We start from the raw sequence: 12,288 nt of genomic DNA on the forward strand, positions 1-12,288 counted from the left end.
AGCGGCGTGGCCCGCCCCGGAGAACCGGGACGGGCCACGACGGTGTTGTGCCCCAGAGGAATCGCCCGGGGAACCGCTCAGAGGCCGAGCTCGGCCTCGAAGGCGCCCTCCTCCAGGCGGGCCCGGATGGCCGACAGGAACCGGCCGGCGTCCGCGCCGTCGACCAGGCGGTGGTCGTAGGTCAGCGGCAGGAAGCACACCGAGCGGATGGCGATGACGTCCTCGCCCTCCGGGCCGGTGATGACCTTGGGCTCCTTCGCGATCGCGCCGGTGCCCAGGATCCCGACCTGGGGCTGGTTGATGATCGGCGTGTCGAACAGCGCGCCCGCGGACCCGATGTTCGTGATCGTGAAGGTGCCTCCGGAGAGCTCGTCCGGCCCGATCTTCGCGTCCCGGGTGCGGGCCGCCACGTCGGCGATCTTCTTGGCGATGCCGGCCAGCGAGAGGTCGTCGGCCTCCTTGATCACCGGGACGAGCAGGCCGCGCGGGGTGTCCACCGCGATGCCCATGTGCACCGACCCGTGGTAGGTGACCTGCTTGCTGTCCTCGGACATCGAGGCGTTGACCATCGGGAAGGCCTTCAGCGCCTCGATGGTCGCCTTCGCGATGAAGGCCAGGAAGGTGAGGTTGGCGCCCTCCCGGCGCTTGAAGTCGTCCTTGACCCGGTTCCGCAGCTTGACGATGCGAGTGAGGTCGACCTCCTGCACGGTGGTCAGCTGGGCCGAGACCGACAGCGACTCGCTCATCCGCTGGGCGATCACCTGGCGCAGCCGCGGGAGCTTCACCGTGGTGCCCGGCTCGGGGGCGTCCCCGGCACGGGTCGGCACGGCCTGCGGCTCCTTCGGCGCGGCACCGGAGGACGGCGCCGCAGCCGCCGCCGGCTGCTCGGGGGCCGGGGCCGGAGCGGCCTTCTGCTCGGCCGCGGCCAGCACGTCCTGCTTGCGGATCCGGCCGCCCACCCCGGATCCGGTCACCGAGTCCAGGTCGACGCCGTGCTCCTGGGCCAGCTTGCGGACCAGCGGGGTCACGTAGGGCTTCTCGCCCGAGCCGCCGCCGGACGGCGCGGCCGAGGCCGTGCCCTGGGTGTCGGTCGAGCCGGCCGGCTCGGCCTGCTGCTCCTTCGGCGCCTCGGCCTTGGGCTGCTTCGGCTCCGGCTCGGGCCTGCTCTCCTGCTTCGGCTCCTCCTTCGCGGGAGCCGGCGCGGAGTCCTGTGCCGGAGCCGAGTCCTGTGCCGGAGCGGACTCTTTCGCCGGAGCGGAGTCCTGTGCTGGTGCGGAGTCCTGGGCCGGGGCGGCCGAGGAGTCCCCGACGACGGCGAGCTGCGCGCCCACCTCGACGGTCTCGTCCTCGCCGACGGTGTGCTCCAGCACGGTGCCGGCCACCGGGGACGGGATCTCGGTGTCGACCTTGTCGGTGGAGACCTCGAGCAGCGGCTCGTCCACCTCGACCGAGTCGCCGACCTGCTTGAGCCAGCGGGTCACGGTGCCCTCGGTGACCGACTCGCCCAGCTCGGGCATGGTCACCGGGCTGCCGGAGCCGGCCCCGGAGCCCCCGGAGCCACCGCCGGACTCCTGCTCGGGCTCGGGCTCGGCGGGCGCCTCCTCCCGGGCCGGTGCCTGCTGCTCCTCGGCCGGCTCCTCGGCCTGCTGCTGGTCACCGCCGGAGCCGCCGGCCGGGGCCTCGCCGTCGTCTCCGATCACGGCCAGCTCCCCGCCGACCTCCACGGTCTCGTCCTCGCCGGCGATGATGCGCTGCAGCACGCCGGCGGTCGGCGACGGGATCTCGGTGTCGACCTTGTCGGTGGAGACCTCGAGCAACGGCTCGTCGACCTCGACGGTGTCGCCCTCGGCCTTGAGCCAGCGGGTGACGGTGCCCTCGGTGACGCTCTCGCCCAGTGCGGGCATCTCAACGGTGACGGCCATCTCGGGTGGAGCTCCTCTTTCCGCGTGGGTGTTCGGGTTCGTGTGCCGGCCGGGATCAGCCGTGGGTGTGCAGCGGTTTCCCGGCCAGTGCGAGGTGGGCCTCACCGAGGGCCTCGCTCTGGGTGGGGTGGGCGTGGACCAATGCGGCGACGTCGGCGGGCAGCGCCTCCCAGTTGTAGATCAGTTGGGCTTCCCCGACGAGCTCGCCCACCCGGGAGCCGACCATGTGTACGCCGACCACGGCCCCGCCGCCACCCGGCGGCCCGGCCGCCACCAGCTTGACCGCCCCGGACGTCCGGAGGATCTGCGACTTGCCGTTGCCGGCCAGGTCGTAGGTCAGGGTGTGCACCTCGCCGTGCCGTTCCCGGGCGGCCGCCTCGGTCAGCCCGACCGAGGCGATCTCCGGGTCGCAGTAGGTGATCCGGGGGACGCCGTCGTCGGCGACCGGGAGCGGGTCGAGCCCGGCGACGTCCTCGGCCACGAAGATCCCGTGCGCGAAGCCGCGGTGCGCGAGCTGCAGGCCGGGGGTGACGTCGCCGACCGCGTACACGCCGTCGAGCCCGGTGCGCAGCCGCTCGTCGACCGTGACGAAGCCGCCGTCGGTCGGCACGCCGGCCTCGGCGAAGCCGTGCCCGGTGGTGTTCGGGCCGCGGCCGACGGCGACCAGCAGCAGGTCCGCCTCGATCTCCTCACCGGACTCGAGTGACACGGTCACCGTGTCTCCGGTCCGGGTGGCCTTCTCCAGCCGCACCCCGGTCCGGGTGGCGATCCGCCGCCGCCGGAAGGCCCGTTCGAGCTGGGTGGAGCAGAACTCGTCCTCGGCCGGGACCAGCCGGGGCAGCGCCTCGACCACGGTCACCTCGGCGCCGAAGGAGCGCCACACGCTGGCGAACTCGACGCCGATCACGCCGCCGCCGAGCACCACCACCCGGTCGGGGACCTCGTCGAGGGAGATGGCGCCGTCCGAGGAGACGATCCGTTCGCCGAGCTCGAGGCCGGGCAGGCTGCGGGCGTAGGAGCCGGTCGCCAGCACCACGTTCCGGCCGGTGTAGCGCCGGTCGCCCACCCGGACGACGCCCGGCCCCTCCAGCGTCCCGGCGCCGTCGACCACGCTGATCCCGCGGGAGGCGACCAGGTTCTGCAGGCCCTTGTGGAGGCGGCCGACGACGCCGTCCTTGTAGGAGTTCACCCCGGCCATGTCGACGCCGTCGAGACTGGACCGGATGCCGATCTTCGCGCCGTCCCTGGCGTGGTCGGCGACCTCGGCGGCGTGCAGCAGCGCCTTGGTCGGGATGCAGCCGCGGTGCAGGCAGGTGCCGCCGAGCTTGTCCTTCTCGATCAACACCACCGAGAGTCCGAGCTCGGCCGCCCGCAGGGCGCAGGCGTAGCCGCCGGAGCCACCCCCCAGGATCACCAGGTCGGCGGCCTGCGCGTCCGAGTCGGACACCGATCAGCTCCCCTCCCCGGCCACTCTTGGTGGCGATCATCGGCCATCCTCGGGCCGTCGTCGGCGCCCATCTTGTCACTCCGGCCCGGTCGCGGCAGTGGGGTGTCGGGAGCACAACGCGGTCCTCGTGCGTTGGTCATGGTGACGACGTGTGTCCGAGGCGCCGCGCATCCGGTGGCGGGCACCCCACGAGCCGACGAGAGGTGACGCGTATGGGCCTGCTGGACAGGTTCCGGTCCCGCCGGTCGTCCGGGCGTCCGAAGGCCCCGGGTACCGAGGACTACCTGCGGGAATGGGCGGCCGGGCGGGTCGGTGTGGAGGCGTTCGTGGAGCCGCGCACCACGGTCACCGAGACGACCGTGGTGTTCGTCGCGCACGACGGCGAGTGGACCCGGCGCCGGGTCGGCAACCCGAACCGGGCCAGGAAGCTGGCGCGGTCGATGAAGATGCCGATCTACGACGTGCAGCTTGTCGGGTACCCGCAGCGGATGCGCGACCACGACGCCCGGGGGCGGGCGTTGCGCAAGAAGGCGAGGCAGGAGGAGATGCTGCGCCAGCTGCGGGCCAAGGACCGGGAGCAGTAGGGAGTCAGCGCAGCGTCGATGTGCGCCTCGCGAGCTCAGCGCAGCGAGCGTGCCTTGCGCGCACCGACCGCGCGCATCGCCGGCTCCATCCGCAGCACCGGGCCCGGTGCGAGCCCGGTGAGCCGCAGGATCGCGCCGCGCCAGGCCGGCAGCGTCCGGTAGACCCGCGCGGTGCCGAACATGTCGACCAGCCCGGACGCGGCCTGCTCGGCGGTGACCAGCGTCCCGGAGCGGACCAGCGCCTGGCCCTGCCCGCCGGGCTTCATCCCGCGCAGCAGGTCGGTGTTCACCCCGTCCGGGTTGATCGCGTGCACCCGGATGCCCTCCCGGCGCACCTCGGACGCCAGCCCGGAGACCATCGACAGCGCGCCCGCCTTGGAGGCCGCGTACATCGAGAGCCCCGGCACCGGGCCGAGCGCGGACAGCGAGGCCGTCACACCGATCTCCCCGCCCCGGACGACGCCGGTCGCGGCCTGCTCCCGGAACGCCGCGACCGCGGCCCGCGCGCCCCAGAGCGGGCCGAGCAGGTTGATCTCGACCAGGGCCATGGCGTGCTCCTCGGAGACCTCGGTGACCGCGCCGTCGAACCCGACGCCGGCGTTGGCCACCCAGGCGCCGAGCGGGGCGATCTCGCGGGCCCGGGCGGCGATCGCGTGCGCGGCGGCGGGATCGGTGACGTCGTACGCCGCGCCGGCGGCGGCGCCGATCCGGTCCGCGGTGGCCTGCGCGGCGGCCTCGTCCAGGTCGGTGACCAGCACCCGGTAGCCGCGCCCGATCAGTTCGGTCGCGATCGCCGCGCCGATGCCGCGGGCGGCGCCGGTGACCACCGCGGAGCGCGGGGTGCCGGCGGGGATCTCGTGACGGCGTCGTCGGAGCACGGCCGGGAGTATGCCCTACCGGTCGGTAACCACGACAGCCTCCGGCGCGGACGTCTGGTGGGCCGCGACCCCGCCCCGGGGCCCCGGAACGACGGCCGCCCGAACTGGCCGTCGAGGTCCGCTCGCCGGGGACCTCCAGCGCGGTGCTGCCGGGCTTCACCCTGCCGGTCGAGGCGCTGTTCGACGATCTCGGCTGATCCGGCTGCCAGACTCGGCCGGGTGACCGCCCCGATGCACCTGCCCCGGTTCCTCGTCCGTCAGCGGGTCACGCTCGGCGTGAACCGCTACGAGATCCATGCCGCGACCCCGGACGGTCGGGAGGGCGAGCTGCTGGCCTTCGCCCAGCAGAAGCGGTTCGCGTTCAAGGAGCAGGTGTCGTTCTACGCCGACGAGTCCCGCACCCGGCGAGTGTTCTCCTTCACCGCCCGCCAGCGCCTCGACGTCGGCGCCCGGCACGACGTGGTCGACGAGGGCGGGCAGCCGCTCGGCAGCTTCGGCAAGAAGTTCGGCGCCAGCCTGCTCCGCTCGACCTGGACGCTCGAGGCACCCGGCCTGGCAGCCACCGGGCGGGAACGCAACGCCGCCGTCGCGATCCTGCGCCGCGTGTTCGACGACGTCCCGTTCCCGTTCCACTTCGACTTCACCGACGACGCCGACGGCGCGACCGTGCTGACCAGCGACCGGCGGCGCTCGATCCGGGACCGCTACGACGTCTCGGTCCCGGACCCGCGGATCGACTTCCGGCTCGCCGCGTCGATGGCCGTCGCGCTGGACGCGCTGCAGTCCCGCTGAGCCGCGGAGCGCCCGGCGGAACGCCGTCAGCCCAGGGAGACGGTGGTCAAGACGCCGTCGGCACCCACCAGATGCAGGGCTCGACCGCCGGCCGCGATCGACATCGTGGTCGTGCCGAGCCCCGGTGCCGGGTCGGCGACCCGGGTGCCGGCGGTCGTGTCCAGGGCGGCGACGGCGCCGTCCGCGGCGGCCGGGACGTAGGCCCGCTCCCCGCGGCCGAGCAGCACCGACGTGGGGGTCCCGCCGACCGCGATCGCCCGCGTCCGGGCCCCGGCCACCAGATCCACCACCGAGACACTGCCGTCGTCGCTGTCGGCGACCCAGGCCCGCCGCCCGTCCGGGCTGATCGCCACGCCTCCCGGGCTCCGGCCGACGGTCACCGCCCCGGTGACCTCCTCGCGGCCCAGGTCGACGATCTGCACCGTGTCCGCCCCGATGCCGCTGTCCAGCGTCACCACCGCACGGGTGCCGTCGCGGGAGACCGCGATGCCCTCCAGCGTCTTCCACGGCAGGAACCCGACCGGGATCGTGCCGACGACCGACCGGGCGGCGGTGTCGATCACCGTGATGCTCGCGGACTGCTCGTTCGCGACGTACGCCCGCGCGCCGTCGGCGCGGACGGTGACCGCGACCGGCGTCTCTCCGACGGTGATGGTCGCGGCGAGTGTGCGGCCCGGGATGTCGATCACCGACACCGTGTCGGAGCCGGAGTTGGTGACGTAGGCGTACCGGCCGGACCGTTCGACGGCGATCCCGCGCGGCCGGTCGCCGACCGGTACCCGGGCGACCACCGTCCGGCCGGCCAGGTCGACGATGCCGACGCTGCCGGTCGCGTCCGAGACCAGCACGGTGCCCGGGTCGGGGCTGGACGCGACCGCCACCGGCTCGCCGCCCAGCTCGACGGTCGGCCCGGCGGCCCCGGGCGCCCGAGCGGTGAGGCCGAGCGCGATGCCCGTGCCGGCCGCCACCACCACGCCGACGCCGAGGGCGGCGAACAGCCACCGGCGCGCACCCGGCCGGGACGCGATCCGCCGCCACCGCCCGGCCCGGTGCGCGTCGGGGCCCGGTCCGGTGCGGGCGCCCGGTACCCGGAGCCGGCCCCGCCCCGGGACCCCGTCCGACGGGGCCCGCCCCGGGCCGGAGTCGTCGGCGCGCCACCGTGAGCCGTCGCCGGCCGCGCTTCCGGCGCGGTCCGTCCGGGGACCCGGGGAGGGTGTCGCGGGGCCCTCGTCGCCCGTGCGCCCCGACGGGCCGCCGGTCTCGCGCCCGCCCGTCGCGCCGTGCTCCGGACCGCCGTCTGCCGGGGCGCCGGCCGGCCCGCCGTCGCCGGACCGGGCCGACAGCGGTGATACGCCCGGGCCGGCGACCTCGCGCCGCCACTCGCGCAGCGCGGACCTCGCTTCGTCGGCGAACTCGCCTGCGGTGCCCGGCCGCCGTCCGGTGTCCGCGGCCAGCGCCCGGCCCAGCAGCCGGTCCCACGGGGCCCGCCCGGGCCCGCCCACCGACCGTACGGAGCGTCCGCCGGGCGCCGGCCCACCGTCGTCGAACGGGCGGTTCCCGGCCAGCAGCAGGTACAGCAGGAACGCCAGCGAGTAGACGTCCCCGCGCCGTGCCGCGGGAGCGCCTGCGAACCGTTCGGGAGCCAGGTGCGCGCCGGCGGCGCCCGGTTGCGGGCCGAGTCCGGCCAGGCGGGCCCACTCGAAACCGACCAGCACGACCCGCCAGCCGCCCCCGTCCGCGACGACGAGCACGTGCTCGGCCCGCAGGTCGCCGTGCACCAGCCCGGACCCGCTCCAGGCGGTGTCCAGTGCCAGCGCCACCTGGTCGACGATCTTCACCGCCACGTCCGCGTGCAGCGCGTCGAGCGGCAGGTCGGCGAGGACCGTCCCGTCGATCCACTCCCGGCAGGTGTAGAGCCGGTCGCCGTCGACGCCGTGGTCCCGGATCGGGACCAGGTGCGCCCCGCCGAGCGTGCTGCCCTGCCACGCGGCGGTCGACACCCAGCCCGCACGGTCGGCGTCGGCAGCCGACCCGGGCTCGAGGATCGTCAGCGCGACGTGCTCGTCCTGCTCGTCGACGGCGTGCCACAGCTCGGCCGGCCCGGCCGCGTCGACGAGACGGACCGCGTCGAAGTGTTCGAGACCGCCGCTGCCCATCCGCCCCCGCCTCCCGATGTGCGAGGCGGGATCGTCGCACGATCGGGTGACGCCGAGGGTGTGCGCCCGCGCTCAGCCGTGGGCGGCGACGTCCTCCAGGAACGCGATCAGCGTCCGGACCGGGACCCCGGAGCCGCCCTTCGTGGTGTACCCGCGCGGCCCCCCGGTGTTGTACGCCGGCCCGGCGACGTCGATGTGCGCCCAGGGCAACCCGTTCGGCACGAACTCGCCCAGGAAGATCCCGGCCGCGAGCATCCCGCCGAACCGCTGCCCGGTCACGTTCGCGATGTCGGCGACCCGCGAGTCCAGGTCCGAACGCAGGTACTCGGGCAGCGGCATCGCCCAGCCGTCCTCGCCGGTGGCGACGGCGTGCCCGGCCACCCGGTCCCGCAGCTCGTCGGTGCCCATGATCCCGGCCGTGCGCATGCCCAGCGCCACCTCCTGGGCGCCGGTCAGCGTGGAGGTCTCGACGAGGTAGTCGGGGGAGTCCTCGCCGGCCCGCACGATCGCGTCGGCCAGCACCAGCCGGCCCTCGGCGTCGGTGTTGAGCACCTCGACGGTCTTCCCGCCGTACATGGTCAGCACGTCGCCCGGCCGGTAGGCCGTCGAGGACGGCATGTTCTCCGCCATCGGCACGGTCGCCGTCACCGCGACCGGCAGCTCCAGCTTCGCCGCCAGCACCACGGTCGCGATCACCGCTGCCGCGCCGCCCATGTCCGAGGTCATGTCGGCCATGCCCGCGTTCGGCTTCAGCGAGATGCCGCCGGTGTCGAACGTGATGCCCTTGCCGACCAGCGCGACCTTCGTCGGTGCCGCCGCCCCGCCCGCTCCGGCGCCGCCGTTCCAGGTCAGCCGGACCAGCCGGGGCTTGCGGGAGGAACCCTGTCCGACCCCGGTGATGCCGCCGTAGCCGTTCTCCCGCAGGTGGGTGTCGTCGAACACCTCGGTGACCAGGCCCGCCTGCTCGCCGAGCGTGACGGCCCGGGCGGCCAGGGTCTCCGGGAAGAGCACGTTCGGGGCGGTGTTCACCAGGTCCCGCGCGGTGCCGACGGCCTCGGCGACCAGCGTGGCGTGCCGGACCTGCGTGTCGGTGACGGCGGTGAACTCCCAGGAGGCCACCGGCGCGGACGCGTCGTCGGTGCTCGAGCGGTGGGCGTCGAAGCGGTAGCCGCCGAGCAGTGCCCCCGCGACGGCCGCCTCGGCGTCCACCGCCCCCAGCGTGCTCACGACGCGGGCGGTGCCGGCCAGCGCCCGCGCGGCCGCCCCGGCGGCCCGGCGCACCGACTCCGCGGCCGCGGAGCCCCCGCCCGGAGCGCCCAGCCCGACGGCCACCAGGCGCGGGGCCGGGACGGCGCCGCGGGTCGGCAGCGACACGACCTGCTCGATCTTCCCGGTGGCGCCGACGGTGTGCAGCAGTGCGGCCAGCTCGCCGTCGAACGCCGCGTCCACGTCCTCGGCACCGGCGGCGAGGACCGGTACGGCCGGGGCCGCCGCGTCGTCGGTGGCCGGGTGCACGCCGATCACCAGCGCGTCGACGCCCGGCTCGTCGGAGCCGGCGGCCGCGGGGGAGGTGCCCAGCGCGGCGGTGCGGGGGGTGGTCGGTTCGGCGGTCGGCACGGGAGGCTCCTCGGTCGCGGTTCTGGGGCGCGGTTCTCGGTCACACTGGGGCGAGCGGAGATCATCGGGTATCGGACGGGTGGTTCGCGGGCGCCGGCTCTCACGCACGGTGACCAGCGCACGCCGTCCGTGCGCCGGGCGGGCGGGGAGCGGCCCGGCGAGACCGGACCGAGATGCTAATGACACCCCCGCGGCGCCGCGCGGCAGAGGGCCGAATGGGATGGTGACCTGGTGCCTCATCCCCCCGACCGGATCCGGACCGCGACCGCGGTCGTCGTCGCGCTCGCCGCGACCTTCGGTACCGGTCTCTACGCGGCACTCGCCCCGGCCGCCGCCGCGGCCGGCAGCTGGATCCCGCTGGCGATCGTGCTCGCCGGGCTCGTCGCGCTCGGCGTCGTCGCCTCGATCGCGCACCTGGCCACCGCCCGCCCGGCCGGGCCCGAGCTCGTCGGCGGGGACCTCCCGGCGCCCGCCCTGCGGCTGGCCGGGGTGGCCCGGCTGGTCTCCCGGCTCGCCGCGGCGGTCGCCGCGGCCGGTGTGTTCGGTGCCTACGTCCTGCCCTCGCAGCCGCTGCCGCTCGCGGTGCTCGCGGTGCTCGCGGTGATCGGGGTGAACGCGGTCGGCGTGCGCGTCTCCCCGGGCGCGTCCCGCGGCCTGGTTGTGGGCACCCTGGTGGTGCTCGCCGCGGTCGTCGTCGTCGGCCTGACCTCCGGTGGCCCGGACGGATCCGGTGCGGGCGACCCCGCGGCCGCGGCTGCGGCCAGCGCCGCGGTCGACGGCGGCGCGGGCACACCGGACGACCCGGTCGTCGGCACCCTGCAGGCGGTCGTCGATCCGGGCCCGCTGGGGCTGCTCACCGCCGCCGCGTTCGTCTTCTTCGCTTACACCGGATTGTCCCGGGTCGCCGAGCTCGGGGGCAGCCTGCGCGACCCGATGCGCGCGATCCGGCGGGCGCCCGCCATCGCGGTGCTGATCATGACGCTGCTGCTGCTGGTGCTCACGGCCGCCCTGGTGCACGGCCTCGGGGTGACCCGGCTGGCCGGCTCGACGACCGCGCTGGCCTCGCTGATGGATACCGGCGACAGCCCCGCTATCGGCGTGCTGGTCCGGATCGGTGCCGCCGCCGCCACCGCGGCGGCGCTGCTCGGCGCGCTGTCCCGGGCGTCCGGGACCGCCTCCCGGATGGCCCGCGTCGGAGAGCTGCCCGCACCGCTCGGCCGGGGCGGCTCCCGCGGGACGCAGTGGCGGGCCGACCTGCTGCTGGGTGGGCTGACCGTCGTCGTCACGCTGCTGGTCGGACCGCTCACCGCGATCGCCGTATCGGTCGGGGCGGCGCTGGTGCACCATGCCCTGCTGCACCTCGCCGTGCTGCGGCTGCCCGGTCGGCCGGCGCGGTCGGCCGTCGTGGCGGTCGCGGGCGGGGTCGCTTGCCTGGTGCTGGCCGCGGCGCTGCCGACCGGACCGCTGCTGGCCACCGCCGGGCTGCTGGTCGCGGGCTGGGCGCTCTGCGCGGTCTGCGCCCGCGGGACCCACCGGGCCACCGGACCGGACCGGATCACGCCGCCGGACCACGGGGAGCAGGCGGCCTGAGGGGGTTAGGGTCGCCGCGTGACCGACGACCTCCAACCCAGCCCGCTGCACGACCGGCACGTCGCCCTCGACGCCACACTCGGCGAGTTCGGTGGCTGGTCGATGCCGATCTCCTACCCGGCCGGCACGGTCGCCGAGCACACCACGGTCCGGGAGACCGCCGGCCTGTTCGACGTCAGCCACCTCGGCACCGTCCCGATCGCCGGGCCGGGTGCCGCCGCGCACCTGAACACCTGCCTGACGAACGACATCGGCCGGATCGGTCCGGGACGCGCGCAGTACACGCTGGCCTGCGCCGAGGACGGTGGCGTGCTCGACGACATGATCGTCTACATGGCGTCCGACGACGACCTGTTGCTGGTGCCGAACGCGGCGAACTCGACGCGGATCGTGTCGATGCTGTCCGAGCGCGCCCCGGCCGGCGTCACGATCACCGACCGGCACCGGGAACTCGCCGTGCTCGCGCTGCAGGGGCCGCGCTCCGCCGAGGCGCTGGCCGCCGCGCTCGGTGAGGCCGCCGACGCCGTCGCGGACCTGGACTACATGGCCTTCGTCGATCTCGAGGGCGGACTGAGCGCCGGTGGCATCCGGGTCTGCCGCAGCGGCTACACCGGGGAGCACGGCTACGAGGTCGTCCTGGAGGCCGCCGCCGCGCCCGCGATGTGGGACGCCCTGCTCGCGGCGACCCGCGAGGTCGGCGGCGGGCCCTGCGGCCTGGCCGCCCGGGACACCCTGCGCACCGAGATGAGCCTCCCGCTGCACGGGAACGAGCTGTCCGGGCAGATCACCCCGGTGCAGGCGGGAAGCGCCTGGGCGGTCGGCTGGGACAAGCCCGCGTTCTGGGGCCGGGAGGCGCTGACCGCCGAGCGCGAGGCCGGTCCCCGGCGGCGGCTGCGGTCGCTGAAGGCCACCGGCCGCGGTGTCCCGCGGCCCGGCATGACGGTGCTCGACGGCGAGGGCGGCAACCCCGTCGGCACCGTCACCTCGGGCACGTTCTCGCCCACCCTGAAGACCGGGATCGCGCTGGCGCTCATCGACACCGACCCGAAGGTGTCCCCGGGCGACGCGCTGGTGGTCGACGTCCGCGGCCGGTCGCTGCCGGTCGAGGTCGTGAAACCGCCGATGGTGCCGTCGCGGGTGAGGTGAGGAACCCGTGAGTGGTTGTCGCGGTCCCGGCCGCGTGTCTGTGCTCAGGACATCCGAGACAGTTGATGTCTCACCACATCGCGGACACTGATCAAGCCCAGCGGGGTGGGCGGGCCGGTCGGATCCGGTCAGCCTGCCCCGTGTGGGCAGAACAGG

The 12,288-nt window shown here is 75.4% G+C and carries 9 protein-coding genes; 4 read left to right on the forward strand and 5 right to left on the reverse strand.

The genetic code is table 11. From position 1 onward, the window contains the following. Positions 1-77: 77 nt before the first annotated feature. Both sucB and lpdA read right to left on the reverse strand, forming a co-directional pair. The gene (sucB, locus tag ACLFMI_RS23180; RefSeq protein WP_410950055.1) at positions 78-1,922 is read right to left on the reverse strand and encodes a 2-oxoglutarate dehydrogenase, E2 component, dihydrolipoamide succinyltransferase; all 1,845 of its coding nucleotides are present in this window, start codon (positions 1,920-1,922) and stop codon (positions 78-80) included. Positions 1,923-1,977: 55 nt separating this feature from the next. Continuing rightward, entirely contained in the window at positions 1,978-3,369 is a 1,392-nt protein-coding gene (gene lpdA / locus ACLFMI_RS23185) for a dihydrolipoyl dehydrogenase (protein ID WP_410950056.1), read from the reverse strand. 212 nt (positions 3,370-3,581) lie between these two features. Here lpdA and ACLFMI_RS23190 point away from each other — a divergent pair, with 212 nt between their 5' ends. After that, positions 3,582-3,953 carry an oxidoreductase gene (locus tag ACLFMI_RS23190; protein ID WP_410950057.1) on the forward strand — a complete coding sequence of 124 codons (372 nt, stop codon included), beginning with the start codon at positions 3,582-3,584 and terminating at the stop codon, positions 3,951-3,953. A gap of 35 nt (positions 3,954-3,988) precedes the next feature. Here ACLFMI_RS23190 and ACLFMI_RS23195 read toward each other — a convergent pair whose 3' ends face one another. Beyond that, entirely contained in the window at positions 3,989-4,831 is an 843-nt protein-coding gene (locus ACLFMI_RS23195; protein WP_410950058.1) for an SDR family NAD(P)-dependent oxidoreductase, read from the reverse strand. 219 nt (positions 4,832-5,050) lie between these two features. On the opposite strand from ACLFMI_RS23195, the gene ACLFMI_RS23200 reads away from it, so the two are divergent. Continuing rightward, positions 5,051-5,623, forward strand: coding sequence for an LURP-one-related/scramblase family protein (locus ACLFMI_RS23200; RefSeq protein ID WP_410950059.1), 573 nt, complete (start codon positions 5,051-5,053; stop codon positions 5,621-5,623). Between the two features lie 26 nt (positions 5,624-5,649). Here the strand turns inward: ACLFMI_RS23200 and ACLFMI_RS23205 are convergent, their stop codons facing one another. Beyond that, the gene (locus ACLFMI_RS23205) at positions 5,650-7,779 is read right to left on the reverse strand and encodes a YVTN family beta-propeller repeat protein (RefSeq protein WP_410950060.1); all 2,130 of its coding nucleotides are present in this window, start codon (positions 7,777-7,779) and stop codon (positions 5,650-5,652) included. A gap of 72 nt (positions 7,780-7,851) precedes the next feature. After that, the gene (locus ACLFMI_RS23210) at positions 7,852-9,396 is read right to left on the reverse strand and encodes a leucyl aminopeptidase (RefSeq protein ID WP_410950061.1); all 1,545 of its coding nucleotides are present in this window, start codon (positions 9,394-9,396) and stop codon (positions 7,852-7,854) included. A gap of 231 nt (positions 9,397-9,627) precedes the next feature. On the opposite strand from ACLFMI_RS23210, the gene ACLFMI_RS23215 reads away from it, so the two are divergent. Together ACLFMI_RS23215 and gcvT are read left to right on the forward strand one after the other, a co-directional pair. Then, on the forward strand, positions 9,628-10,986 hold the full coding sequence (locus ACLFMI_RS23215; RefSeq protein ID WP_410950062.1) for an APC family permease: 1,359 nt from the start codon (positions 9,628-9,630) through the stop codon (positions 10,984-10,986). Positions 10,987-11,004: 18 nt separating this feature from the next. Then, positions 11,005-12,132, forward strand: coding sequence for a glycine cleavage system aminomethyltransferase GcvT (gene gcvT / locus ACLFMI_RS23220; protein ID WP_410950063.1), 1,128 nt, complete (start codon positions 11,005-11,007; stop codon positions 12,130-12,132). Positions 12,133-12,288: the final 156 nt, after the last annotated feature.

The organism is Pseudonocardia nantongensis, from assembly GCF_046546495.1.
GTDB classification, from domain to species: domain Bacteria; phylum Actinomycetota; class Actinomycetes; order Mycobacteriales; family Pseudonocardiaceae; genus Pseudonocardia; species Pseudonocardia nantongensis.

What these genes read in the sequence shown, in the direction of transcription:
- sucB (WP_410950055.1), bottom strand. Translation starts at nt 1,922, where the DNA reads ATGGCCGTCACCGTTGAGATGCCCGCACTGGGCGAGAGCGTCACCGAG.
- ACLFMI_RS23190 (WP_410950057.1), top strand. Translation starts at nt 3,582, where the DNA reads ATGGGCCTGCTGGACAGGTTCCGGTCCCGCCGGTCGTCCGGGCGTCCG.
- ACLFMI_RS23205 (WP_410950060.1), bottom strand. Translation starts at nt 7,779, where the DNA reads ATGGGCAGCGGCGGTCTCGAACACTTCGACGCGGTCCGTCTCGTCGAC.